The organism is Massilia sp. UYP34 (genome assembly GCF_056279385.1).
Window position 1 is genome coordinate 1 of sequence record NZ_JBWBRF010000006.1, and the last position, 25,374, is coordinate 25,374.

At 65.4% G+C, this 25,374-nt stretch carries 17 protein-coding genes; 13 read left to right on the forward strand and 4 right to left on the reverse strand.

The window, feature by feature from the left end; all coding sequences use genetic code 11:
• Nucleotides 1-131: 131 nt before the first annotated feature.
• Nucleotides 132-3,044 (reverse strand): TonB-dependent receptor plug domain-containing protein, encoded by a 2,913-nt coding sequence (locus tag ACZ9AQ_RS11865; RefSeq protein WP_429206335.1) that lies wholly within the window; start codon nucleotides 3,042-3,044, stop codon nucleotides 132-134.
• 533 nt (nucleotides 3,045-3,577) lie between these two features.
• Here ACZ9AQ_RS11865 and ACZ9AQ_RS11870 point away from each other — a divergent pair.
• The 13 genes from ACZ9AQ_RS11870 to typA all read left to right on the forward strand — a co-directional run bounded on the left by ACZ9AQ_RS11870 (nucleotide 3,578) and on the right by typA (nucleotide 21,633).
• On the forward strand, nucleotides 3,578-4,516 hold the full coding sequence (locus ACZ9AQ_RS11870) for an ABC transporter permease (RefSeq protein ID WP_429206336.1): 939 nt from the start codon (nucleotides 3,578-3,580) through the stop codon (nucleotides 4,514-4,516).
• A gap of 32 nt (nucleotides 4,517-4,548) precedes the next feature.
• Nucleotides 4,549-5,547 carry an ABC transporter permease gene (locus tag ACZ9AQ_RS11875; protein WP_429206337.1) on the forward strand — a complete coding sequence of 333 codons (999 nt, stop codon included), beginning with the start codon at nucleotides 4,549-4,551 and terminating at the stop codon, nucleotides 5,545-5,547.
• Between the two features lie 8 nt (nucleotides 5,548-5,555).
• Complete coding sequence (locus ACZ9AQ_RS11880; RefSeq protein WP_429206338.1) at nucleotides 5,556-7,259, forward strand: ABC transporter ATP-binding protein; 1,704 nt, start codon at nucleotides 5,556-5,558, stop codon at nucleotides 7,257-7,259.
• A gap of 136 nt (nucleotides 7,260-7,395) precedes the next feature.
• Nucleotides 7,396-8,340 (forward strand): VTT domain-containing protein, encoded by a 945-nt coding sequence (locus ACZ9AQ_RS11885; RefSeq protein ID WP_429206339.1) that lies wholly within the window; start codon nucleotides 7,396-7,398, stop codon nucleotides 8,338-8,340.
• Between the two features lie 191 nt (nucleotides 8,341-8,531).
• A complete protein-coding gene (locus ACZ9AQ_RS11890; protein WP_429206340.1) occupies nucleotides 8,532-9,545 on the forward strand; it encodes a glucokinase in 1,014 nt (337 codons plus the stop codon).
• A 414-nt stretch (nucleotides 9,546-9,959) separates the two neighbouring features.
• Nucleotides 9,960-10,700: an SMC-Scp complex subunit ScpB gene (gene scpB / locus ACZ9AQ_RS11895; RefSeq protein ID WP_429206341.1), complete on the forward strand. Its 741-nt coding sequence runs from the start codon at nucleotides 9,960-9,962 to the stop codon at nucleotides 10,698-10,700.
• Nucleotides 10,687-12,684: a 23S rRNA pseudouridine(2605) synthase RluB gene (gene rluB / locus ACZ9AQ_RS11900; RefSeq protein ID WP_429206342.1), complete on the forward strand. Its 1,998-nt coding sequence runs from the start codon at nucleotides 10,687-10,689 to the stop codon at nucleotides 12,682-12,684. The genes scpB and rluB overlap by 14 nt, the downstream gene beginning before the upstream one ends.
• Before the next feature lie 364 nt (nucleotides 12,685-13,048).
• Complete coding sequence (gene rimP, locus ACZ9AQ_RS11905) at nucleotides 13,049-13,537, forward strand: ribosome maturation factor RimP (RefSeq protein ID WP_137175228.1); 489 nt, start codon at nucleotides 13,049-13,051, stop codon at nucleotides 13,535-13,537.
• Nucleotides 13,534-15,099 (forward strand): transcription termination factor NusA, encoded by a 1,566-nt coding sequence (gene nusA / locus ACZ9AQ_RS11910; protein ID WP_429206343.1) that lies wholly within the window; start codon nucleotides 13,534-13,536, stop codon nucleotides 15,097-15,099. The genes rimP and nusA overlap by 4 nt, the downstream gene beginning before the upstream one ends.
• Before the next feature lie 44 nt (nucleotides 15,100-15,143).
• Nucleotides 15,144-17,975, forward strand: coding sequence for a translation initiation factor IF-2 (gene infB / locus ACZ9AQ_RS11915; RefSeq protein ID WP_429206344.1), 2,832 nt, complete (start codon nucleotides 15,144-15,146; stop codon nucleotides 17,973-17,975).
• Nucleotides 17,976-18,230: 255 nt separating this feature from the next.
• Nucleotides 18,231-18,671, forward strand: a complete 441-nt coding sequence (rbfA, locus tag ACZ9AQ_RS11920) for a 30S ribosome-binding factor RbfA (protein ID WP_429206345.1) — start codon at nucleotides 18,231-18,233, stop codon at nucleotides 18,669-18,671.
• A complete protein-coding gene (truB, locus tag ACZ9AQ_RS11925) occupies nucleotides 18,668-19,594 on the forward strand; it encodes a tRNA pseudouridine(55) synthase TruB (protein ID WP_429206346.1) in 927 nt (308 codons plus the stop codon). Before rbfA ends, truB begins: the two co-directional genes overlap by 4 nt.
• Before the next feature lie 203 nt (nucleotides 19,595-19,797).
• Nucleotides 19,798-21,633, forward strand: a complete 1,836-nt coding sequence (gene typA / locus ACZ9AQ_RS11930) for a translational GTPase TypA (protein WP_429206347.1) — start codon at nucleotides 19,798-19,800, stop codon at nucleotides 21,631-21,633.
• A gap of 342 nt (nucleotides 21,634-21,975) precedes the next feature.
• Here the strand turns inward: typA and ACZ9AQ_RS11935 are convergent, their stop codons facing one another.
• The 3 genes from ACZ9AQ_RS11935 to flgK are packed head-to-tail and all read right to left on the reverse strand — an operon-like array spanning nucleotide 21,976 to nucleotide 25,321.
• Nucleotides 21,976-23,019: a hypothetical protein gene (locus tag ACZ9AQ_RS11935; RefSeq protein WP_429206348.1), complete on the reverse strand. Its 1,044-nt coding sequence runs from the start codon at nucleotides 23,017-23,019 to the stop codon at nucleotides 21,976-21,978.
• Complete coding sequence (flgL, locus tag ACZ9AQ_RS11940) at nucleotides 23,019-23,930, reverse strand: flagellar hook-associated protein FlgL (RefSeq protein WP_429206349.1); 912 nt, start codon at nucleotides 23,928-23,930, stop codon at nucleotides 23,019-23,021. The genes ACZ9AQ_RS11935 and flgL overlap by 1 nt, the downstream gene beginning before the upstream one ends.
• 11 nt (nucleotides 23,931-23,941) lie before the next feature.
• Nucleotides 23,942-25,321: a flagellar hook-associated protein FlgK gene (gene flgK, locus ACZ9AQ_RS11945; RefSeq protein ID WP_429206350.1), complete on the reverse strand. Its 1,380-nt coding sequence runs from the start codon at nucleotides 25,319-25,321 to the stop codon at nucleotides 23,942-23,944.
• Nucleotides 25,322-25,374 lie beyond the last annotated feature (53 nt).

Here is a 25,374-nt window from a genome sequence, read left to right on the forward strand (position 1 = left end):
CAAATATTCTTGCACGACTGCGAGCTTGAACTGCTCATCGTACTTGGTCATGAAAAACCCCCAAAAGTTGTGTCCAACTTTTGGGGGTCAGTTCACCGAGGTGCGCCGTTTTTTTGTTCCAGCTCAGCTGATCAGAACTTGGCGGTCAGGTTCAGGAATACGTGACGGCCCATCGCGTCGTACACCTGCGGGTAGGTGTTGCCGTTGCCGAAGACTTCAGCCACGACGCCCGACAGTGGCGGATCCTTGTCCAGCGCGTTGTTCATGCCGGCGCGCAGAGCGAAGATCTGGTTGATTTGCCAGCCGGCGGTCAGGTCCAGGTAGTTGCGCGCGCCCAGGCGTGCGTCGGCTGCCTGGAAGGTGCCGCTCAGCAGAGGCTGCTCGCTGGTCGAGTCGAGGTCGGTGCCCTTGACGTAGCGCCAGGTCGCGCCCAGCTCCACGCCACGCCATGGGGTGCCCCACACCGCGCGCACCTTGTGACGCCATTTCGGCAGCGGCACGCCGCAGGTGGTGCCGTGCAGGCCGGCGCAGTCGTACTCGCCCGAACCCGGGAAGTCTTCCTGCTTGAACTCCTTCAGGTAGGTGCCCATCAACGACAGGTTCAGGCTGCCCCATGCGCCGAGCTTGGTGTTCCAGTTGGCGCCCAGGTCGACGCCCTTGGTCGAGCTCATGCCCAGGTTCTGGTTGGTGGCGACAATGTTGGCGCTTTCCAGGGCCCACAGGCTGCCCAGGCGGTCACGCGTGATCAGGCCGCAGAACTGCGGGTCGCCGGTTTCCAGGCACTGGGTCAGGGTGGTCGATGCCGGCAGGCCGCCGATCGTGCCGTTGACCTTCATGTCGAAGGCATCGATGGTCAGCGAGGTATTGCGGGTCGGGGTCAGCACCAGGCCCAGGGTGTACGAATCCGATTCTTCCGGTTCCAGGTTGGTGTTGCCACCGATGATCTGGTTGTACTGCTGGGCCGGCGAATTCAGGATGTTGCCGTACTGGCCAGCGGTCACGCCGGTGCGCGCGCACTGTTCCAGGGTCGCGGCCGGATTGGCGCCGGCGCAAGGATCGGCGCCCATGCCGAACAGCGCCAGGCCGGACGGGGTGTACAGCTCGACCACGTTGGCGGCGCGCGCCGCGCGCTGGTAGCTGAAGCGGAACTTCGCTTCCTTCACTGGCGCCCACTCGAGGCCGAAACCGTAGGAGTCGGTGTCCTGGCCGGTCGAGTAATCCGATTTGCGGTAGCTGCCGGTCATGGTCAGCTGGTCGGCGAACGGCACGTTCTGCAGGATCGGGATGCGGGTTTCGGCGAAGTAGTCGCGCACGCTGAACTGGCCGCTCACGTTCTTGGTCGGGCCGCCCTGGCCGGCCAGGTCACCTGACTCGAAGGCGACGTCCGAGTTCAGCTCGAGCTTTTCGGTGCGGTGTTCCCAGCCGAGCGCGATGCCCACGCCTTCGCTGCTGGTGGGGAGCTTGATGCCGTATTCGCCCAGGTCGGACGACAGGTTGATGCCCTGCACGGTCTGCGAAGTGTGGCCCTTCTGGAAGCCCGGGGTCTGCAGGTAGGACAGCGCTTCCGGAGTCACGCCGCCCAGGCGCCAGATGTTGTACGGGACGCAGTTCGGGTCGACGCCGTTGAGGGTGCTGGCGCAGACCGGCTGGCCGTTGGCGCCCGGGACCACGTTCAGCGCGCGCGCGCTGCGCGAGACCGAGAAGTCGTTGAAGTAGGTTTCCGAGTACAGCACCTTGCCGACCTGGGCGAAGGCGTCGTACCTCCAGTTGCCGATATCGCCCTTGACGCCGATCACGCCGCGGTACGAGGTGTGGCGCAGGTCGTCGCGGCGACCGCCGCCTTCGACGTTGCGGCGCAGGATGACGACGTCGGCGGTGTCGCCGGGGCCGGTCATGCCCAGTGCGCTGCGCCAGGCGTCGGACAGCAGAGGATTTTCCCAGCGGATCGCATTGGCGCCGGAAGCGTCCAGGCCGAACAGGCCGGATGGCGCGATCTGGGCCACGGTGCTGTCGTCGTGGAAGCTGGCCTCGGCGTACAGGCGGGCCTTGTCGTTGATGTCGTAGTGGGTGAACGAGCTGAAGGTGTAGCGTTCCGAGGGACGGCGGAAGTAGTTCAGCGGACCGAAGTTGTAGGCATCGCTGGCGCCCACGTAGTTACGCACGTTGCCGTTGGCGTCGGCCACGGTTTTCAGGCCGGTGGCGGTGATGAACTGGCCGGGGAAGCTGGTGCCGGAACCGCCGCAGTTGAAGACGTCGCCACGGCTGGCGCCGCCCAGCGCGCAAGACGTGAAGTCGCGCTCGGATTGCAGCAGCGCGTCTTCCTTCTTGTAGCCGAAGAACACCACGGCATTGCCCTTGCCGTCGGCGAAGTTGCCGCCCATGGTCAGGCTGATGTCCTTGACCTTGCCGTCGGCGCCCTTGTCGCCCGGCAGCGCGAAATTGCGGCGCTTGGCGGCGTCGGCCACCGGGCCGCCGTTCTGGTCGTGGTTGTAGAACTGGTAGTTGGCGTCGATCTGGACGCCCTGGAAGCGGTCGTCCATGATGAAGTTGACCACGCCGGCCACGGCGTCCGAGCCGTAGATGGCGCCGGCGCCGCCGGTCAGTACTTCGACGCGCTTGATCAGGCCCACCGGAATCTGGTTCAGGTCGGCCGCGGTATTGCGCGGGCTGCCGGCCGGCAGGCGGCGGCCGTTGACCAGCACCAGGGTGCGGTCGGCGCCGAAGTTGCGCAGGTTGACGGTGGCGGTGCCGGACGAGCCGTTCGACACCGAGCCGCCCTGGTCGGCGAACACCTGGGGCAGGTTGTTCAGCAGGTTCTCGACCGAACGGACACCTTCCATCTTGATGTCCTTGGCGTTCACCACGGTCACCGGGCTGACGCTTTCCAGGTTCGCGGTCGCGATGCGCGAGCCGGTCACTTCCACCCGCTGCAGCGATTCGGCGGCAGGCGCCGTATCCTGGGCGTGGGCCGCCGTGCAGGCGACGGCAAGGCCGCCCGCGCAGATCAGGCGCACCGATCGAGATAACACAGTTTCAACCATCATAGTCAGTCTTCCCCGTAAGACCTGGCGGCGGGTCGCGCCGGCCAGTAAAAGTCAGTGAATCGCCGTGTGATATGGACACGGCATGTTTTTGCTACTTAACAATAAAAACATTGACCAATCGACAGTGTCAATTGGTAACGTCGGCGCCGAGCAAAATACAACTACTTGATGGCTTGTCTTTACAATCTGAATTTTTTTTGCTAGTCACACAAAAGTCACAAAACTCGGACTGCGATAGTTCATGCGACAAATATAGTTGGATGTGGAATTTGATTCGTTCAAACTTTATTTTTTGGGCATGATATTGCCGTCAGCACGTTGTGTGTGCCGAAGGAGGATGGCAAGGTTCTTATATGAAATATTGATACCTGTGTCATTACGTGGCAATAACCTGCAACTATCGGGGCATAAGATTGCGCGGCTGTCGGCGCGTGCGGATATGCGCTATCGTGTCGTTTTTTGCCGCCTAGAATTTGGGCTGGTGGCAATCCTTGGGGCGGCCCGTTCGCCCAATCCGCAAATTCGGGAGTGCGATGTTTGCTTATGTCCTGCGCCGGCTGTGGCAGATGGTGCCGACAATGGGCGGCGTGGTGCTGCTGGTGTTTTTCTTGTTCAACTGGGTCGGCGGCGACCCGGCCTATCTTTTGGCAGGCAAGATGGCCGACGCCGGCGCGATCGAGAACATCCGGCGCCAGCTGGGCACCGACCAGCCCTATGCTGTGCAGCTATGGATCTTCGTCAAGCAGATCCTGACCTTCGACTTCGGCAACGCCTGGAGCACCGGCGAGCCGGTGTCGCACATCATCAAGAGCCGCCTGGGGCCGTCGCTCACGGTCCTGATTCCACTCACCGTGCTCGAGACCGTGCTGGGCGTCGCGCTGGCGCTGGCGATCGCCTTCGTGCGCGGCTCGCTGACCGACCGTGCCGTGATGGTCGCCTGCACGGTGGGGATGTCGATCTCGATCCTGGTCTACATCATCGTGTTCCAGTACGTCTTCGCCTATCAGCTGGGCCTGTTTCCGGTCCAGGGCTGGGGCAATAGCCTGGGCGAGAACCTGCTGCGCTATGCGCTGCTGCCGATCATCATCGGCCTGGCGGTCTCGATCGCGCCGACGCTGCGCCTGTACCGCAGCTTCGTGCTCGACGAGGCAGGGCAGGACTACGTGCGCACCGCGCGCGCCAAAGGCCTGGGAGAGGGCCGCATCGTCTGGGTCCACGTGCTGCGCAATGCCGCGATCCCGATCATCACTCACGTGATGGCCAACCTGCCGGCGCTGCTGATCGGCGCCTTCCTGCTCGAGCGCTTCTTCGGCATTCCCGGCATCGGCCGCGAGGTGATCCTGGCCGTCGAACGCAGCGACTTCCCGGTGATCAAGGCGATCACGGTCTACGTGGCCGCCGCGACCATGGTGTTCAACCTGCTGGCCGACCTGCTGTACCAGGCGGTCGATCCCCGCGTGCAGCTCAAATAGCGATGACGGCCACCCTGAACACGAGCGCGCACATGCGCTCTCCCGGATTGTGGGCGCTCGCCTGGCGGCGCCTGTGCGCCGACCGCGTCGGGATGGCGGCGCTGGCCGTCGTCGCCGGTTTCCTGCTGCTGGTGTTGTTGTCGGCCACGGGCATGCTGGCGAGTGACTGGGAAGAAGAGGTTGCGGTCAACTATGCGCCGCCCACGTTCGTCGGCGCCGACCCCACGGCGCGTGCGCTGGCGCTGGCCCAGTTGCCGCGCACGACGCCGCCGAACGCCTTCGATCCGCTGGCGGAGGAGCTGGCCGAACTCAGGGCGCAGGTCGCGCAGACCCATCCGCCAGTGGAAAAGCGCACGACGTTGCCGTTCGGCGCCGACAAATGGGGGCACGACATCGTCAAGAAAACCATCAAGGGCGGCGAGACCTCGATCGTGGTGGGGCTGGTCGCGGCCCTGCTGGCGGTGGCGCTCGGCACGCTGTTCGGCGCTGTCTCGGGCTTTTATGGCGGCTGGGTCGACGACCTGTTCAACTGGTTCTACAGCATCTTCACGGCGATCCCGGCGATCCTCATGATCCTGACCGTGGCCGCCGTGCTCCAGCAAAAAGGCGTGGCCACCATCGTGCTGATCCTCGGCCTGACCGGCTGGACCGGCCCCTATCGCCTGATGCGCGCCGAATACATCAAGCACGGCGCGCGCGAATACGTGATGGCGGCCGATGCCATCGGCGCCTCGCCCTGGGCCCGCATGTTCGGCCACATCCTGCCCAACGTCTCGCACGTGGCGCTGGTGCAGATGTCGATCCTGGTGGTGGGCTTCATCAAGGCCGAGGTGATCCTGTCGTTCCTGGGCTTTGGCGTGCCGGTCGGCACCGTATCCTGGGGCAGCATGCTCAACGAGGCGCAGAATGAACTGATCCTCGGCAAGTGGTGGCAGCTGGCGGCGGCGGCGGGCGCGATGGCGCTGCTGGTGACGAGCTTCTCGCTGTTCGCGGACGCGCTGCGCGACGCACTCGATCCCAAGATCAAATGATGCCCGATATGACCCCAGCAACCACGCCCCTGCTGCAGGTACGCGACCTGCGCATCGCCTTTCGCACCGACAAGCGGCACACGTTCGAGGCTTTGAAGGGCGTCTCGTTCGACGTCCCGGACGACGGCACGGTGGCGCTGGTGGGCGAGTCCGGCAGCGGCAAGTCGGTCAGCTCGCTGGCCGTGATGGGCCTCTTGCCCGCGGCGACCACCGTCATCGATCCCGCCTCCAGCATCCGCTTCGCCGGCCGCGAACTGCTCGGCCTGCCTGCGCGCGAGCGGCGCGCGCTGTGCGGCAAGGAGATCGCGATGATCTTCCAGGAGCCGATGTCCTCGCTCAATCCGGTGTTCACGGTCGGCTATCAGATCGGCGAAGTCCTGCGCTTGCACCTGGGCATGAGCAGGCGCGCGGCGCGGGCGCGCACCCTGGCGCTGCTGCACGAGGTCGGCATTCCCGATCCGGACCGGAAGATCGACGCCTACCCGAACCAGATGTCGGGCGGCCAGCAACAGCGGGTGATGATCGCGATGGCGATCGCCTGCGAGCCACGCCTCCTGATCGCCGACGAACCGACCACGGCGCTGGACGTGACGATCCAGAAGCAGATCATGGACCTGATCGCGCGCCTGCAGCGCGAGCGCCGCATGGCGGTGCTGTTCATCACCCACGACCTGGGGCTGGTGGGCGAGATCGCCGACCGCGTGATCGTGATGCGCCACGGCGAGGTGCGCGAGCAGGGCGCGGTCGGCCAGGTGTTCGGCGCCCCGGTCGACGCGTATACCAGGGCCTTGCTGCATTGCCGGCCGCCGCTCGATGCGCGACCGCTGCGCCTGCCGGTGATCGACGACTATCTGCGTGGCCTCGAGCCCGATCAGGCGCCCGAGCGGGCGCCGGCGCAGCGCGTGCGCGGCACCGCGCCGGATGACGAGCCGGTGCTGGTGGTCAACAACCTGGCCAAGAGTTTCTGGGTGCGCGAAGGCCTGTTCGGCAAGCGCGAATTCAAGGCGGTCAAGGACGTTTCGTTCACCCTCTGCCGCGGCAAGACCCTGGGCGTGGTGGGCGAGTCGGGCTCGGGCAAGACCACGGTGGGCTTGACCCTGCTGCGCCTGCATCGCGCGAGCGGCGGCTCGGCGCTGTTCGAGGGGCGCGACCTGCTGGCCATGTCCGACCGCGAATACCAGGCGTATAAACGCCGGATCCAGATCATCTTCCAGAATCCCTATGCCTCGCTCAACCCGCGCTTCACGGTGGGCCAGATTTTGCTGGAACCGATGCGCATCCACGGCATCGGCGCCAATGAACTGGAGCGCGAAGCGTTGGCGCGCCAGCTGCTGGGACGGGTGGGCTTGCCGGACGCCGCCTATGGCCGCTATCCGCACGAGTTCTCGGGCGGCCAGCGCCAGCGCATCGCGATCGCGCGCTGCCTGACCATGCGGCCCGAGATCCTGGTGTGCGACGAATCGGTGTCGGCGCTCGACGTCTCGGTGCAGGCCCAGGTGCTGAACCTTCTGCAAGACCTGCAGGACGAATATGGCATGAGCTATATCTTCATCTCGCACGACCTGTCGGTGGTCAAGTACATCTCGGACCAGGTGATGGTGATGCACCACGGCAGCGTGGTCGAGATGGCGGATGCCGACGTGCTGTACCGCAATCCGCAGCATCCGTACACGCGCTCGCTGCTGGCGGCGATTCCCCGCGGCGCGGGGTAGAGCGGGGCGCAACCGGCGTCGATCGTCTGCGCCACATCCGTCCCGCATGCGCCCGGAGTCAAGGCCGCGTTGCGCTGACGCCAAACGGAATGGGGGCGCTCCTGTGCCGCCAGCCCAATTGCGCTAATATACATGGATGCCCCAGTTAGCCGAACTCCTCCAGGTCTATGGCGTGCTGATCGTGTTCGGCATCGTCCTCGTCGAACAGTTCGGCCTGCCCATACCCGCCTACCCGGTCCTGATCGTGGCCGGCGCGCTCTCGGTCACCGCCGACGTGAGCTGGCAGCTGGTATGGATGGCGGCCATCCTGGCCTGCCTGATCTGCGACGCCTTCTGGTTCCGCGCCGGCCGCTTCTACGGCAAGCGCATCCTGCGGCTGCTGTGCAAGATTTCGCTGTCCCCCGATTCCTGCGTCAACCAGACCGAGGATCGCTTTCGCAAGTTCGGCGTCAAGTCGCTGCTGGTATCCAAGTTCATCCCCGGCTTTAACATCGTCGCGGCGCCGTTGTCGGGCGCCATGGGCGTCCACCTGCGCCCGTTCCTGCTGTATGCGGTGAGCGGCGCGGCGCTCTGGAGCGGCACCGGCATCCTGCTCGGCGTCTGGTTCCACGACAGCGTCGACGGCGTGCTCGATACGCTCTCGACCATGGGCAGCACGGCGCTGACGATCGTGGCCGGCCTGCTGGCCCTGTTCATCGCCTTCAAGTATGCCGAACGGCGCCGCCACCGCTCGCGCAGCGCGATCGAGCGCATCGGCATCGACGAGGTGCTGGCCCTGATCGATGCCGGCCAGGATCCGGTGATCGTCGATGCGCGCAGCCTGAGCGCGCAACAGCTGGAAGCCCCGATCCCGGGCGCCCTGATTTTCAAGGCTTGCCAGCCCGAACACCTGATGGCCTCGCTCGACCGCGACCGCCACATCGTCGTCTACTGCAGCTGCCCGGACGACGTCACCGCCGCCCAGGTGGCGCGCCAGTTCCTGGCCAACGGTTTCCACCGGGCGCGGCCGCTCAAGGGCGGGCTCGACGCCTGGAACGCCCGGCGCGGCGACGATCCCGCGCTCGATCCGGCCGCCTGCTGATCGGCGCCGCGCGTCCGGCGGCGCGATGCTTTCAATGTTCGGTGCAAGTAGTTCTACTACGTCGGCGTGCGTCCAGGTAATAAGGTGCATTGGTGCATCGTGCCGCCGGGTATGTACCTAAACTACAGAAAACACTTGTCGTCAGGGCAAAAAATTTAGTAAGCTTGGGGGTCTCTTACATGCGTACCGCCATGACTGTCTCCCCGCTCAGCCCTTCCACCGACCGCCTGCACCGCGGCGGCGCCCGCCTGCTTGCCGATATCGGCGGCACCAATTGCCGCTTCGTGCTGGAGCTGGGGCCGGGCCGGCTCGCGGCAGTCGAGGTGCTGCCTTGCGCCGACTATGCGACCCTGGGCGAGGCCATGCGCGCCTACCTGGGCAGCGCGGCGGTCAAGGCCTGTTGGGCGGCGCCGATCCGCCACGCCGCGATCGCCATCGCCAACCCGGTGAATGGCGATTATGTGCGCATGACCAATCATCACTGGGAATTTTCCACTGAAGCCTTGCGGCAGGAATGCGGTTTCGAGATCCTGCTGGTGGTCAATGACTTTTCGGCCCTGGCACGTGCGCTGCCGCACCTGGGCGAGCAGAAGCGCCAGGTGGGTGGTGGTGCGCCGCAGCCGGACGCGGTGCTGGGTCTGGTGGGCGCCGGCACCGGCCTCGGCGTTTCCGGGCTGGTGCCGTGCGGCGCCAGCTGGACCGCGCTGCGCAGCGAAGGCGGCCACGTCAGCTTTTCCCCCGTCAGCGAGCAGGAAATCGCGATCCTGCAATATGCGTGGCGCGAGTTCGAGCACGTCTCGTTCGAGCGCTTCCTGTCCGGCGCCGGCGTCGAGCTCATCTATCGTGCGCTGGCCGATCGCGCCGGCCGCCCTGGCGAGCGCCTCGGCGCGGCCGAGATCTCGCGCCGCGCGCTCGCAGGCGAATGCGCGCTGTGCGACGAGGTGCTGGAAGCCTTCTGCGGCATGCTCGGCACCGTGGCCGGCAACCTGGCCGTCACCCTCGGCGCCCAGGGCGGCGTGTACATCGGCGGCGGCATCGTGCCGCGCCTCGGGGAGCGCTTCGACCGTTCGTCGTTCCGCCGCCGCTTCGAGCAGAAGGGGCGCTTCGCCGGCTACCTGGCCGACGTGCCGACCTATGTGATCACTGCCGAGTACCCCGCATTCCTTGGCGTATCGGCGATTTTGTCCGAAAAACTGTCCGACTGACGCAAATAGGTGCGCATCGCAGGGCCGTCCCTTGTCCGCTGCGGGGTTTTATCGGTTACAATGGCCGCCAGTTGGAAGAAACGACGTCGTCCACTCGCGTGCCGCACAGGCCGCTCCCAGGCGGCGCCCCGATCGCGGGCGTGCCTAAGAGCCAGAGTTCCGCCGAGTTCCACGTTTCGCAATGAAAATCAACACCAGCGGCCCGTCGCACAGGCGGGTTGCCCTGGCGGGTTCCTTGCCCGCCATGTATTAGCTCCGGCGCTCAGCGCGCCGGGCCCACGGATTCCGGTTTCAGGCAGCACAGCGCAAAGCGCAGGGCGACAGCCGGCGCATGGCACGCAGGCATGCGCACCACGCGCATCGATGCTGTCCCAACCCCGATTGGCCCAATTGTTTGATTGACGACATCGCGATATGAATACTGACGAGGCCAAGAGAGTCCTCGAAACCGCCTTGCTATGCGCCCGCGAGCCGATGTCGATCCACGGCATGAAGAAACTTTTCGCCGAGGTCGACGGGCAAGGACGGCAGATTGGCGCCGGCGTCGGCGCCGATACGATCAAAATCTTGCTGGAAGAACTGCGCCAGGACTGGGATGGACGCGGCATCGAGATCGTCAGCCTGGCGTCGGGCTGGCGTTTCCAGAGCCGTCCCGAGATGAAGCCCTATCTCGACCGCCTGGCGCCCGAAAAGCCGCCCAGGTACTCGCGGGCGACCCTGGAAACACTGGCGATCATTGCCTACCGCCAACCGGTGACGCGCGGCGACATCGAAGAGATCCGCGGCGTCGCGGTCAATTCGCAGACCATCAAGATGCTGGAAGACCGCGGCTGGATCGACGTCGTCGGGCACCGCGAAGTGGTGGGGCGGCCAGCCCTGCTGGGCACCACGCGCCAGTTCCTGGACGACCTGGGCCTGGCGGCGCTGTCCCAGTTGCCGCCGCTGCAGCCGCTGGCGGAAGGCCCGGACAGCCGCAGCCTGGAAGCCCTCGAGGCGGCATTGAATGACAATTTTGACAAGGTGGATGCCCCCGCACCTGCCGACGATATAGAGTTAGCGACTTCACCCGTTGAAGTTCCGATCCGCGACACGCTTGACGACGGGATTGCCAAGGCGGGTCAGCACAATAAAGACACGAACGATGAACCCAACTGAACAAAACGATACCAAGCCCGTGGATGCAGGCGAGCCGGCAGTAGCCAAGCCGAAGCGTACGCGCAAGACGGCTGCCGCTGTCGTTGCCGACACGACGACAGGCGAGGCCGTCGCGGCCGACGCGCCGGCCAAGCCGAAGCGCACCCGCAAGGCAGCCGTTGCCGCCGAGCCGGCCGCACCGGCGCCAGATGCCGAAGCGCCGGCGCCGAAGGCCCGCAAGCCGCGCGCCGCCAAGGTGGCGAAGGAGGCGTCCGACGCTTCGGCCGTGCCGGCAGCCGCCGCCGAAGCGCCGGCGGCCGTCGAAGTCGCCCCGGCCCAGGAAGCGCGCAAGCCGCGCGGCCCGCGCCAGATGCGCGAAAAGCGCGCCGAACGCGAAGCGTTGCAGCAGGCCGCCGCGCCGGTTGTCGCCGAGCAGGCTGCTGCCGCGCCCGAGACTGGCGCCGACGCCGCGCCGGAAGGCGCCGGCGCGCAGGAGGGCGCCCAGGAGGCGCGTGGCCGCGGCCAGGGCAAGCGCGGCCAGCAAAGCGGCCGTCCGACCCAGCAAAGCGGTCGCCCCACCGAAGGCGGACGTCCGGCCAAGCAGATCGGCCGCGGCGGCAAGCAGCAGCCGGGCAAGGGCGGCAAGCAACAGCCGGGCAACGAGGCCGATAATGTGTTTTCGTTCGTCACCTCGAGCGACTTCGACGCCAACGACGGCGCGCGCAGCAATGCGCCGGCCAAGGCGGCGCGGCGCGACCTGACCGCCGACGACGATGCGCCGAAGCTGCACAAGGTGCTGGCCGAGGCCGGCCTGGGTTCGCGCCGCGACATGGAAGACCTGATCGTCGCCGGCCGCGTCTCGGTCAATGGCGAGCCGGCCCATATCGGCCAGCGCATCCTGCCGACCGATGCGGTCCGCATCAACGGCAAGCTGATCCAGCGCCGCGTGAGCAGCAAGCCGCCGCGCGTGCTGGTCTACCACAAGCCGGCCGGCGAGATCGTCAGCCACGACGATCCGGAAGGCCGACCATCGGTGTTTGACCGCCTGCCGACCATGAAGGCCGGCAAGTGGCTGGCCGTCGGCCGCCTCGACTTCAATACCGAGGGCCTGCTGCTGTTTACGACCTCGGGTGATCTGGCCAACCGCTTGATGCACCCACGCTACAACATCGACCGCGAATACGCGGTGCGCACCCTGGGCGAGCTCGAGGAAGGCATGCGCCAGAAGCTGCTGTCCGGCGTGGACCTGGACGACGGCAAGGCTGCGTTCTCGAAGATCCAGAACGGCGGCGGCGAAGGCATCAATCGCTGGTACCGCGTGGTGATCGGCGAAGGCCGCAACCGCGAGGTGCGCCGCATGTTCGAGGCGGTCGGCCTGACCGTCTCGCGCCTGATCCGTACCCGCTACGGCGCCATGACCCTGCCGAGCGGCCTCAAGCGTGGCCGTTGGGAGGAGTTCGAAGAGAACGATGTGCGCGCGTTGATGGCGGCCTTCGGCGTCGAAAAGAAAGGCGCTGCCCCCGAGAAGCATGTCAAGGGCGGCCACAAGGGCAAGGGCCCGCGACCGGACGGCATGCGCGCCGACGGCAACCGCGGCGCCGAGCGCAACAACGAGCGCAGCGGCGAGCGCGGCAACGATCGCAGCGATGGCAATCGCATCGACCGCGCCGACGCCAACCGCAACGTCGATCCCTACGGCCCGCCGGTCGCGCGGGTCGGCAGCACCCGGGGGCAGGGCATCCTGAACGGTCCAGTGCCGAGCGGCAAGCCAGCCACCGGGCGCCAGGGCGGCTTCGGCGGCCAGGCTGGCGGCAAGGGCCGTGGAGCCAGCGCGGGCGGCGGCAAAGGTGGCGCCAACAGCGGCGCCGCCAGCAGCCGTCCGCGCCAGCCGGACCCGCTGCAGACGACCTTCGGCTTCGCCGGCACCGGCGGCGGTGGGCGTCGCGGTGGCCAGGGGCCGCGCGGCTCCGAGCACGGCCTGCCGCGCCGCGGTCGTCGCGGCTGAGAACCTACCGGGACAGGTTCTGAGTAGCATCCATGTCCGGCCTGCGCGAGCGTGCGCTGGCCGCGCATGCGCCGGTGGATCGGCGTAAAATATTTCTTCGCCCTTAGAAACTATCCCGTAGGTTCTTAGCAGCTCGCCAACTGTTGTTTAAAATCTCATTGATGGTATGGCGATTGCGAGAGAAGCGGAAAAGCAGTATAATTTGCAGCCTAATCGAAGTCCTTCCCCGAACGCTGTATCCGCAAGTCATGATGCGCGTGAAATTGGTGCAAGTGCTTTCATCTGGTTGGGTTGTAAGTACAAAAAGATGGGCAGATGCCCATTTTTTTTTTGGTAAATCGTTTTAAAGCCCTGGAGAAGTGCCGTGCAGCAGTTTGACTTAATCGCCACGACAGTCAGTGGACTCGGCTATGACCTCGTCGATGTGGAACGAGGCGAGCGCGGGATCCTGCGTGTGTACATCGATTTCCCGGCTGCCGATGCGGACGAAAAGGGCCCGATCACGGTCGAGGACTGCGCCAAGGTGAGCCACCAGTTGTCGCACGTGTTGACCGTGGAAAACGTCGATTACGAACGATTGGAAATTTCGTCGCCGGGCCTCGATCGCCCGGTACGGACCCTCGCCGATTTTGCCCGCTTCGCCGGCCATGAGTGCACGGTCAAGCTGCGCGTCGCGGTACCCGGCAGTGATCACCGCAAGACGTTCACCGGTATCCTGCGCGGCGTCGAGAACGACAAGGTCGGCTTGGAATTTGACAGTAAAGATGGCCCGGCGTTGATGGAATTTACGCTGGCCGAATTGGACAAGGCACGTTTGGTGCCACAGGTGGATTTTAGGAGTCGCAAAGCATGAGTCGCGAAATTTTATTGCTGGTGGATGCGCTTGCGCGCGAAAAGAACGTCGACAAGGAAGTCGTTTTCGGTGCGCTCGAGTTCGCGCTGGCACAGGCCACGAAGAAGCGCTATGAAGGCGAAGTCGACATTCGCGTGTCAATCGATCGCGACACCGGTGAATTCGAGACTTTCCGCCGCTGGCACGTGGTGCCGGACGAAGCGGGCCTGCAACTGCCTGACCAGGAAATCCTGCATTTCGAAGCCAAGGAACAGATTCCTGACATCGAAGTCGACGAGTACATTGAAGAGCCGATCGAATCGGTCGATTTCGGCCGTCGTTTTGCCCAGGATACCAAGCAAGTGGTGCTGCAGCGCGTGCGCGATGCCGAGCGCGAGCAGATCCTGCAAGACTTCCTGGAGCGCGGCGATTCGCTGGTCACCGGCACCATCAAGCGCATGGAACGCGGCGATGCGATCGTTGAGTCGGGCAAGATCGAGGCGCGCCTGCCGCGCGACCAGATGATCCCGAAAGAAAACCTGCGCATCGGTGACCGCGTGCGCGCCTTCATCCTGCGTGTGGACCGCAATATGCGCGGCCCGCAGGTGATCCTGTCGCGCACTGCGCCAGACTTCATCATGAAGCTGTTCGAGCTGGAAGTGCCAGAGATCGAACAAGGCCTGCTGCAGATCAAATCGGCGGCCCGTGACGCCGGCGTGCGCGCCAAGATTGCCGTGTTTACGGCCGACAAGCGCATCGATCCGATCGGCACCTGCGTCGGCATGCGCGGTTCGCGCGTGCAGGCCGTGACCGGCGAACTGGGCGGCGAGCGTGTGGACATCGTGTTGTGGTCGGACGATCCGGCCCAGTTCGTGATCGGCGCCCTGGCTCCTGCGAACGTTTCGTCGATCATGGTCGACGAAGAAAAGCACGCCATGGATGTGGTCGTGGACGAAGAAAACCTGGCCATCGCGATCGGCCGTTCGGGCCAGAACGTGCGCCTGGCGTCCGAGCTGACCGGCTGGAAGATCAATATCATGACCGCCGAGGAATCGGCGAACAAGGTGGAACAAGAATCGGCCGCGATCCGCGCGCTGTTCATGGAAAAACTGGACGTCGACCAGGAAGTGGCCGATATCCTGGTTGAAGAAGGCTTCTCGAGCCTGGAAGAGATCGCATACGTGCCAATTTCCGAGATGCTGGAAATTGAATCGTTCGATGAGGACACCGTCAACGAACTGCGCACCCGCGCCCGTGACGCGCTGGTGACCGAAGCGATCGCTTCCGAGGAAGGTCTCGAAGGCATGGAAGAAGCTCTGGTCAATCTGGAAGGCATGGACCGTACCGTTGCCGGCAAGCTTGGCCTGGCTGGCATCAAGACGGTCGAAGCATTCGCGGCGCTGGCCTATGACGAATTTGGCGCCATCCTGGCGTTGCCGTCGGACCGCGCCCGCGAATTGATCAAGAGTGAATTTAATGATGTGACCGACGACGAGATGAAGCTGGTCGATGGCAAGTATGACGACCGGGCGAAAGCACTGCAGGCGAAAGCCTGGAGCCTGGCAGAAACGGCCAAAGCTTGAACATTTCTTTATCATCTGTCGCGACACGTAGAAAAGAGGACTGAATGGCGAGTAACAACGTAGCCCAATTTGCCACCGAGCTGAAGATGCCTGCAGACCTGCTGCTGACCCAGCTGCGTTCGGCCGGCGTCGAGAAAAGCTCGACGTCAGATCCCTTGTCGAAAGATGATAAGGACAAGCTGCTGAACCACCTGCGCCGTGCCCACGGCGCAGCCGACACCGGCGAAAAGAAGAAAATCACGGTGACGCGCAAGGAAACCAGCGAAATCAAGCAGGCCGATTCGTCGGGTAAATCGCGCACCATCCAGGTCGAAGTCCGCAAGAAGCGTACCTTCGTGCAGCGCGACGACCTGGTCACCACCAAGGCCCCGGAAGAACCGGTGATCGACGCCGCCGAACAGGCGCGCCGAGAAGAAGATGCGCGCCGCCAGACCGAGCTGATTGCCCGTCAGGAAGCCGACCTGCGCGAAAAGCAGGAACGCCTGGCCAAGCTGGAAGCCGAAGAAAAGGCGCAAGCCGCGGCTGCCGAAGAGCAGTCCAAGCGCGAAGCCGCCGAGGCGGCCAAGCGCGACGCTGCCGAAAAGGCCGCTGTTGCTGCCGCCAAGGAAGTCGCTGCCGGCAAGGAAGCCGCTGCTGGCGCCGACGAGGCCGCCAAGAAGGCCGCCGACGACGCCAAGGCCGCCAAGGAAGCTGCCGCCAAGGAAGCTGCCGAACGCGTTGCCGCCACCGAGCGCGCACGCAAGGCCGTGGCCGACGAAGTGGCGCAGATCAAGCTCATGATGAGCCAGCCGCGCCGCGTGATCAAGGCGCCGGAACCGGTGGCCAAGCCAGCCGCTCCGGCCGCTGCCGCCGGCACGCTGCACAAGCCTGCGGACAAGAAGCCGGGCGAAGTCAAGAAGGACGACGCCAAGAAGCCGGGCGACAAGAAGTCGATCAAGTCGGCCAATGTGTCGTCGACCTGGTCGGACGACGCCAAGAAGCGTGGCGGCCAGGGCCTCAAGACCCGTGGCGCACCTGCCGGCGGCGGTGGCCGTGACGGCTGGCGCAGCGGTGGTCGTGGCGGCCGTCGTGGCCATGGCGACGATCGTGAATCGAACTTCCAGGCGCCGCTCGAAGCGATCGTGAAGGACGTGTACGTGCCCGAAACCATCACCGTGGCCGAGCTGGCGCACAAGATGTCGGTCAAGGCGTCCGAGGTCATCAAGCAGCTGATGAAGCTGGGCCAGATGTGCACCATCAACCAGGTGCTGGATCAGGAAACCGCGATGATCCTGGTGGAAGAGATGGGCCACAAGGCCTTCGCCGCCGCCGAGGACGATCCGGAAGCGGTCCTGGCCGACCAGGGCGAGCACACCGAGTTCGAGTCGAGCCCGCGTGCGCCGGTCGTTACCGTCATGGGTCACGTCGACCACGGCAAGACCTCGCTGCTGGACTACATCCGCCGCGCCAAGGTGGCGTCGGGCGAAGCCGGCGGCATTACCCAGCACATCGGTGCCTACCACGTGGATACCCCGCGCGGCATGATCACCTTCCTGGATACCCCGGGCCACGAAGCGTTCACCGCGATGCGTGCCCGCGGCGCGAAAGCGACCGACATCGTCATCCTGGTGGTGGCGGCGGACGACGGCGTGATGCCGCAGACGAAAGAGGCGATCGCTCACGCGAAAGCCGCCGGCGTGCCGCTGGTCGTCGCGATCAACAAGATCGACAAGCAGGGCGCCAACCCGGATCGCGTGACTCAGGAACTGGTCGCCGAAGGCGTGGTGCCGGAAGAATACGGTGGCGAGTCGCCATTCGTGCAAGTGTCGGCGAAAGTCGGCACCGGCATCGACGACCTGCTCGAGAACGTGCTGCTGCAGGCCGAAGTGCTGGAACTGAAGGCGCCGACCGAGTCGCTGGCCCGTGGCCTGGTGGTCGAAGCCCGTCTGGACAAGGGCCGCGGCCCGGTCGCGACGATCCTGGTGCAGTCGGGCACCCTGAAGCGCGGCGACGTCGTGCTGGCGGGTTCCTCATTCGGCCGCGTCAGGGCCATGCTGGACGAAAACGGCAAATCGATCGCCGCAGCCGGCCCGTCGATTCCCGTGGAAATCCAGGGCCTGACCGAAGTGCCGAGCGCCGGCGAGGAAGTCATGGTCATGGCCGACGAGCGCAAGGCGCGCGAGATCGCTCTGTTCCGTCAAGGCAAGTTCCGTGACGTGAAGCTGGCCAAGCAGCAAGCCGCGAAGCTGGAAAACATGTTCGAGCAGATGGCCGAGGGCGAGGTGAAGAACCTGCCGCTGATCGTCAAGACCGACGTGCAGGGTTCGCAGGAAGCGCTGGTGGGTTCGCTGCAGAAGCTGTCGACCTCGGAAGTGCGCGTGCAGATCGTCCATGCGGCGGTCGGCGGCATCACCGAGTCGGACGTCAACCTGGCGACCGCCTCGAAAGCGGTCATCATCGGCTTCAATGCCCGTGCGGACGCCCAGGCGCGCAAGCTGGCCGAGGCGAACGGCGTCGACATCCGTTACTACAGCATCATTTACGATGCGATCGACGAGATCAAGACCGCACTGTCGGGCATGCTGGCGCCGGAGAAGCGCGAGACCATCACCGGCCAGGTCGAGATTCGCCAGGTCATCCTGGTGTCGAAGGTCGGCGCGATCGCGGGCTGCCTGGTCACCGATGGCGTGGTCAAGCGTTCCTCCTCGGTCCGCCTGCTGCGCAACAACATCGTGATCTGGACCGGCGAGATCGATTCGCTGAAACGCTTCAAGGACGACGTGAAGGAAGTGCGCGCCGGTCTCGAGTGCGGTCTGTCGCTGAAGGGCAACAACGAAATCCAGGTCGGCGACGTCCTGGAGGTGTTCGAAGTCACCGAAGTGGCGCGTACGCTGTAAGTCACGCCGTTGGCGTACCATGGGGGCCAGGACGCTTCGCGGCAATGCCGCGGGGGGCCTGGCCCTTTTTTATCCGTACAGGAACGGGACGGCCACCGGCCCGGACACGTCGTTCCCGCGAAGGCGGGAACCCAAGTTTGTTCGCTTGAACGCTACCCGCAAGGCCAGCTGCTGAGCTAAGAAACTTGGGTCCCCGCCAAGGCGCCCGGCTAGGGCGGGGACGACGCTAACAAAAGAATAAAGTAGTGAACCATCATGGCTAAACACAGTAAAAGCATTCCACAGCGCGGCCTGCGCGTGGCCGACCAGATCCAGAAGGACCTGTCGGAACTCATTGCCTTCGAACTGAAGGACCCGCGCGTCGGCATGGTCACCATCAGCGAAGTCCAGCTGACCCCTGACTACGCCCACGCCAAGATCTATTTCACCCTGCTCAAGGACAGCGCGGAAGACGTGCGCCAGACGCTGGAGGGCTTGAACAAGGCCTCCGGCTACCTGCGCAATATGCTGGGCAAGCGCCTGCACATCCATACGCTGCCGTCGCTGCACTTCCTGCACGACACCTCGACCGTGCGTGGCCTGGCGATGTCGGCCCTGATCGACCAGGCCAACGCCACCCGCGCCAAGGACGATCCGGAGTCGAATCCCGATTCGCATCCCGACGCGCAGGCAGCCGACCCGGCGGAGAAAGAGTGAACGGTCGTCCCGCGAAAAAGCCGCGCGATCCTCTGGATGGCGTGCTGCTGCTCGACAAGCCGGTCGGCCTGTCCTCGAACGACGCCCTGATCCGCGCCAAGCGCGTGCTGAACGCGAAGAAGGCCGGCCACACCGGCACGCTCGACCCGTTCGCCACCGGCTTGCTGCCGCTGTGCTTTGGCGAAGCGACCAAGTTCTCGCAAGACCTGCTCGAGGCCGACAAGACCTATGAAGCCACGGTCCACCTGGGCGTCATGACGAATACCGGCGACACCGAGGGCGAAGCCATCGAGACCCTGCCGGTGGAGGTCACCGTGGAACAGATCGAGGCGGCGCTGGCGCGTTTTCGCGGTCCGATCCAGCAAGTGCCGCCGATGTATTCGGCGCTCAAGCGCGACGGCAAGGCCTTGTATGAATATGCGCGCCAAGGCATCACGCTCGAGCGCGAGGCGCGGCCGGTGACCATCCACGCGCTGGCGCTGATCGACTACCAGGCGCCGTTCCTGAAGATCCGCGTCACCTGCAGCAAGGGCACCTATGTGCGCGTGCTGGGCGAGGACATCGGCGCGGCGCTCGGCTGCGGCGCGCACCTGAACGCGCTGCGCCGGATCGAGGTCGGCGCGCTCGACGTCAGCGGCATGATCACGCTGGACGAGCTGCTGGCGCATCCGGACCCGCGCTCGCTGCTGCGGCCGGTCGATGCGCTGCTGTCGACCTTCCCGTCCATCGAGCTGGACGCCGAGCTGGCGCGCCGCTTCCTGCAGGGCCAGCGCCTGGCGCTCGGCAAGGAAGACGTCGCCGTGCCGGACCAGCAGGGCAGGATGCGCATCTACCATGCCGGCCGCCTGCTCGGCACCGGCCAGCTGGGCGAGTATGCGATCCTGGCGCCGGAGCGCCTGATCTCGACGGCGCCGGCGGCCTGATCCTTTTTTCCGCTACGCATGTCACGCCACTGTCACGGGCAGCGGCTACGCTGCCACCGTGACCGGCTGTTGAAATTCCGTCGAAAAGTCGTGCCTTTCGGCGGCGAGACTCAGACTGGGCGGCTTCCCATGCTATACTAGTCGGTTTCCGAAATCAGCAGTATCGGACCATCTTCGTACACCACGCTACTTCTCTAAAATCCATGTCAAACACCAAACGCGCGATTCGTAATATCGCAATCATTGCCCACGTTGACCACGGCAAGACCACGCTCGTCGACCAGCTGCTGCGCCAGTCCGGCACCTTCCGTGAAAACCAGGCCGTGGACACCCGCGTCATGGACTCGAATGATCTCGAGAAAGAGCGCGGCATTACCATTCTGTCGAAGAACTGCGCGGTCGAGTACGAAGGCACGCACATCAACATCGTCGACACCCCGGGCCACGCCGACTTCGGCGGCGAAGTGGAACGTGTGCTGTCGATGGTCGACTCGGTGCTGCTGCTGGTCGATGCGCAGGAAGGCCCGATGCCGCAGACCCGTTTCGTGACCCGCAAGGCGCTGGCGCTTGGCTTGAAGCCGATCGTCGTCGTCAACAAGATCGACCGTCCGGGCGCGCGCGCCGACTGGGCGATCAACCAGACCTTCGAACTGTTCGACAAGCTGGGCGCGAACGACGAGCAGCTGGACTTCCCGATCGTCTACGCTTCGGGCCTGAACGGCTATGCCGGCATGGACGAGAGCGTGCGCGGCGGCGACATGAAGCCGCTGTTCGACGCGATCCTGCAACACGTGCCGGTGCGTGACGACAATCCTGAAGGCCCGCTGCAAATGCAGATCACCTCGCTGGACTACTCGTCCTACGTCGGCAAGATCGGCATCGGCCGAGTCAATCGCGGCACCGTCAAGACCGGCCAGGACGTGATCGTCCTGAACGGCCCTGATTCGACGCCAATCCGCGGCCGCATCAACCAGGTGCTGAACTTCAAGGGCCTGGAGCGCGTGCTGGTCGACGAAGCCGTCGCCGGCGACATCTGCCTGATCAACGGTATCGAAGACATCGGCATCGGCTCGACCCTGTGCGCGGTGGACACCCCAGAAGCGCTGCCGATGCTGACCGTCGACGAGCCGACCCTGACCATGAACTTCATGGTCAACAACTCGCCACTGGCCGGCCGCGAAGGCAAGTTCGTCACCAGCCGCCAGCTGCGCGAGCGCCTCGAGCGCGAACTGAAGGCCAACGTCGCCCTGCGCGTGGCGCCGACCGACGACGACACGGTGTTCGAAGTGTCGGGCCGCGGCGAACTGCACCTGACCATCCTGCTGGAAAACATGCGTCGCGAAGGCTTCGAGCTGGCAGTGTCGCGTCCACGCGTCGTCTACAAGATGGTCGATGGCGTGCGCCACGAGCCGTACGAGAACCTGACCGTCGACGTCGAGGAAGTCAACCAGGGCGGCGTGATGGAAGAACTGGGCCGTCGCCGTGGTGACCTGCAGAACATGGAATCGGACGGCAAGGGCCGCGTGCGCCTGGAATACCTGATCCCGGCGCGTGGCCTGATCGGCTTCCAGGGCGAATTCATGACCCTGACCCGCGGCACTGGCCTCATGAGCCACGTGTTCCACGAGTACGCACCGGTCGACAACAGCAAGGGCGACCTGGCCGGCCGTCGCAACGGCGTGCTGATCTCGCAGGACGACGGCGCCGCCGTCGCCTACGCGATCTGGAAGCTGCAGGACCGCGGACGTATGTTCGTCGAGCACAACACCCCGGTGTACGAAGGCATGATCATCGGCATCCACTCGCGCGACAACGACCTGGTCGTCAACCCGATCAAGGGCAAGCAGCTGACCAACGTGCGTTCGTCGGGCACCGACGAAGCGGTGCGCCTGGTGCCGCCGATCCAGATGTCGCTGGAATACGCCGTCGAGTTCATCGAGGACGACGAACTGGTCGAGATCACCCCGAAATCGATCCGCCTGCGCAAGCGCTACCTGAAAGAGCACGAGCGCAAGAAGGCCAGCCGCGACGGCGCGTAAGCAATTCCCGGGGCGGTTCGCCGTCCTGGAACAAAAAAATCCCGCTGCATGCAGCGGGATTTTTTTTCGTCCGACCTGGCCGGCCTGGGCGTCGATGGCAGCCCGGGATTGCCGGCCGGCAGCGACTGCGTCAGATTGGTGCGGAGGTCGGCGTATTGGCTGGCGGCGGGTTGGGACGCGCGTCCCGTGGTGGAGGCGGTCGGCATGGTTCGATCATCCTGAGAGGGGATGTCGTGCAACCGGAGGTCGCTGACCGTGTTTTATCGCGTGAAAATGCGGCCGCGAACAGTCATCGATTGTAGCGGCGGCCGGAACGGTCAGGTTCCGGGCTCCCGCGCGGCTTTAGCGCAGGCCCAGCAGGGCGTGCACCCGCTCGCGGCTCACGCCGACCAGGGCCGAGGTGATGGCCAGCAGCGACTCGTAGTCGTGGCTGGCGGCGGTGGCGGTGAAGTCGCGCGCGATCATGGCCAGTTCGGCGGTCGGGATCTCGGGCTGGGCGGTGCGCGCCACGGCGGTGCTCAGCGCCAGCGAGGCCGCGTCCTGGGAGCGGCGCACCCGGGCCAGCGCCTGCACCACTTCGCGCAGGCTCTGGCGCAGGGCGTCGGGGTTGCCCAGCTCCCAGGCTTGCGGTGCGAGCGAGGACGGCAGGGCGACCGTGTCGACCCGGCCGCGGCCGGTCACCGCGATCGCATCCTTGACGCCGGCGAACGCCGATTCGCGGGTGGTGAACACCAGTTCGCGATCCCGGTCGAGGCCGGCGCGCACCTGGACCGGGGCCAGGGTGCGGTCCAGGCGCCGGGCGATCTCTTCCGGCGTCATGCCCGGTTCGATCGCGGCGGCCAGCTGCGGGCCGCCGGCGCTGCCGACCGAGAAACCCAGGGTCTGGGCGCCGCCGGCCTTGAGCGAGGCGATGTCGAGGCCCTGGATGCGGAAGCGCTGCTGGGCGCCCTTGACCGCGTCGAAGTCGAGTTGGGCGTCGAGGCCGTCGCCGGCCTGCTGGCGGCGCGCTTCGAGGGTGGCGGCGAGTTGGCGCACGCGTGCTTCGAGTTCGCGCGAAGCGGCGCCCCGGCCCGACAGGCGTGCGCTCAGGTCGCCCTTGAGCGCCTCGAGCTGGCCGGCCATGCGCTCGAGATAGTCGAGCGCCTGCTGGGCGCGCGCGACTTCGCCCTGGTTCTGCTGCATGCCGATGCCGCGCCGCAGCGGACTGGCCGTCGGCGCCGCGCGGCCGATGGTGCGCTCGGCGGAGCTGGCGCTCTGCAGCGCATGGGTGCGCCCGGTGGCCGCGGTGCTTTGGGCGCCGGTATTGCCGCTAACGACGCCGCCCTTGAGGTCAGCGCCGCTGGCGGTCGATGTGCTGGTTGGTCTGAGCAGGGCTTCCATGGCCATCAGATCGCATTGAACAGGCTCAGGTTGCCGATCTTGGCGTAGGCCTTGTAGGTCGCCTGCAGGGCAGTGGTATAACCGTTGAGCTCAGTGGCGGCGATGCCGACGTCGAGCGCGCCGATCTCGGTGATCGCGATCTTGTTCGACATGCTGACGTTGGCGTGGTTGTCGTCCAGCGTCTTGATGATGTTCTGGCGTCCGCCAAGATCGGCGATCTTGCTCGAGATGAGGGCCTGGGTATCGTCGAAACCGCCCAGGTTGGCGGTCAGCACCGCGCGCACGGCCGGATCATTGGGCGATGCGCCCGGCACCGACATCACGCGAATGGTTTCGTCGAGCTGGTTCAGCAATGTTTCCAGGCCGGCCAGGTTCTGGTTGGCGGGCTGCGTGAGGCCAGTGCCGACCACCACGTTCTGGGCGTTGGTATTGCCGGTGTAGGTATAGCGCGAACCGGAAGGCGCGGCCGGGTCGAAGGTGATCGCCGGGGTCTTGGTCAGCGTGCCCGAGAACAGGTGGTTGCCTTCATGGTCGACCGTGTTGGCCCCGTACAGCAGGCTCTCGCGCAGCGATGCCAGCGGCGCGATCATGGCTTGCAGGTCGTCCGGGGTATTGCCGCCGTCGAGGGCCCAGACCATCAGATCCCGCCCCGACGTCATCTCGGTGACCATATTGCTCAGGTAGCCTTCGGACTTGGTCAGGCGCAGCTGGAGCGAAGAAATATTGCTGCGGTACTGGGTTACGCTGGATTCCTCGCGCGCCAGGCGCGACAGGCGCACGCTGTCGACCGGGTCGTCCGAGGGCAGCAGGATGCGCTTCTGGCTATCCAGCTGGCGCATGATGTAGCTGAGCCGATCCTGGTTATTCTGGAGCGACTGGTTCATCGTCGATTGGTATTGGGCGGTCGCGATACGCATGGTGTTTCTCCTTAAGCCATCATCGCCAGGGTGGCGTCGAACAGCGAGTTGGCGATCGAGATCACCTGCATGTTGGCCTGGTACATGCGCTGGAACTCGACCAGCTTGACCGCTTCTTCGTCTTCGTTGACGCCGCTGGTCGACTGCCAGTCGTTGATCGACTGGACGCGCACGGTCTCGGTGGTCTTCAGGGCGGCCCTGTTGATCTTGCTGTCCACGGCCAGCTTGCCCAGCATCTGGCTGTCGGCGTCGCTCAGCAGCACGCTGCCGATGCCCGGCAGGGGGATCGACTGGCCCTTGAGCGCGGCCAGCTGCTGCAGGTTGCCGGTGTCGCCCGGCGTGCCGTCGCTCGAAAAGGCCAGGTCCTGGGCCTTGAAGCCGGCGACCGTCTTGAGCATGTCCGAACCGCTGCCCGGGGTATAAACGAACAGGGGGACGCCGTTCGGCGTGGCGCCGGGCGCGTTGTAGCCCAGCGTCAGCTGGGTGTTGACGCGGTTGGCGATCTCCTCGGCCAGCGCGGCGACGTCTTGCTGCAGCGGGAGCAGGGTATTGATCTCGAACTGGGTCAGGCCGCCGAGCTGGCCGCCCATCTTGCTGGCGTCGAGCGCGAAGGTCGAACTGGCGAAGGTGATCGAGAACGCTTGCGGCGACGTGGCGGTCGGCGCGGCTTTGAGCTTGCCGTGCATGCTGCCGATCACCAGCGCCTGTCCGCTCTTGAGCGAGACGTCGCGGCTGCCGTCGCCGTTGTCCGATACTTCCAGCGCCATCTTGGACGACAGGTCGTCGATCGCCTGGTCGCGCGCATCGATCAGGCTCGAGGCCGACACGCCGCCGGCCTGGGTTTCGATGATCTGCCGGTTCAGGCGGGCGATGGTGGCGATATCGACGTTGGCCGCGTCGACCAGGGCGCTGCGCTGCTGGCGCACCGAGGTCAGTTGCGAGTTGAAGACGTTGTTCAGGCCGTTGAAGCGCTCGCCCATCAGGCCGGCCGCAGTCAGGACCTGCTGGCGCAGCGGGGTCGAGCCGGGGTCGCCGGCCACCGCATTGACCGCCTTGAAGAAGTCGTCGATGCCGGCCGACAGGCTGGCCGAGGCGTCGCCCATCACGCTCTCGAGCTGGGTCAGGTAGGGCTGCGACTGCGAATACATGCCCTGTTCCGAATTGGCGCGCCACATCGCCTGGGTCTTGTAGTTGTCCGAGAAGCGCAGCAGCGAGGTCACTTGCACGCCATTGCCGGCCGAGCGGCCGCTGGCGTCCGGCCCGACCGCCGTCAACAGCGCCGACTGGCGGGTATAGCCCTTGGTCTGCAGGTTGGCGATGTTCTGGCTGCTGGCCGACAGGGCGAGCTGGGCGGCGAGGGCGCCGGTGAGGGCATTATTGATGATCGTCATGGTGCGAATACGTCCTCGAGACAGGGTTAACCTGCGTTAACCTAATAGGGCGA

Coding starts and splice junctions, on each gene's coding strand:
- ACZ9AQ_RS11865 (WP_429206335.1), bottom strand. CDS start 3,044: ATGATGGTTGAAACTGTGTTATCTCGATCGGTGCGCCTGATCTGCGCG.
- ACZ9AQ_RS11870 (WP_429206336.1), top strand. CDS start 3,578: ATGTTTGCTTATGTCCTGCGCCGGCTGTGGCAGATGGTGCCGACAATG.
- ACZ9AQ_RS11875 (WP_429206337.1), top strand. CDS start 4,549: ATGCGCTCTCCCGGATTGTGGGCGCTCGCCTGGCGGCGCCTGTGCGCC.
- ACZ9AQ_RS11880 (WP_429206338.1), top strand. CDS start 5,556: ATGACCCCAGCAACCACGCCCCTGCTGCAGGTACGCGACCTGCGCATC.
- ACZ9AQ_RS11885 (WP_429206339.1), top strand. CDS start 7,396: ATGCCCCAGTTAGCCGAACTCCTCCAGGTCTATGGCGTGCTGATCGTG.
- ACZ9AQ_RS11890 (WP_429206340.1), top strand. CDS start 8,532: ATGACTGTCTCCCCGCTCAGCCCTTCCACCGACCGCCTGCACCGCGGC.
- scpB (WP_429206341.1), top strand. CDS start 9,960: ATGAATACTGACGAGGCCAAGAGAGTCCTCGAAACCGCCTTGCTATGC.
- rluB (WP_429206342.1), top strand. CDS start 10,687: ATGAACCCAACTGAACAAAACGATACCAAGCCCGTGGATGCAGGCGAG.
- nusA (WP_429206343.1), top strand. CDS start 13,534: ATGAGTCGCGAAATTTTATTGCTGGTGGATGCGCTTGCGCGCGAAAAG.
- infB (WP_429206344.1), top strand. CDS start 15,144: ATGGCGAGTAACAACGTAGCCCAATTTGCCACCGAGCTGAAGATGCCT.
- rbfA (WP_429206345.1), top strand. CDS start 18,231: ATGGCTAAACACAGTAAAAGCATTCCACAGCGCGGCCTGCGCGTGGCC.
- typA (WP_429206347.1), top strand. CDS start 19,798: ATGTCAAACACCAAACGCGCGATTCGTAATATCGCAATCATTGCCCAC.
- ACZ9AQ_RS11935 (WP_429206348.1), bottom strand. CDS start 23,019: ATGGCCATGGAAGCCCTGCTCAGACCAACCAGCACATCGACCGCCAGC.
- flgL (WP_429206349.1), bottom strand. CDS start 23,930: ATGCGTATCGCGACCGCCCAATACCAATCGACGATGAACCAGTCGCTC.
- flgK (WP_429206350.1), bottom strand. CDS start 25,321: ATGACGATCATCAATAATGCCCTCACCGGCGCCCTCGCCGCCCAGCTC.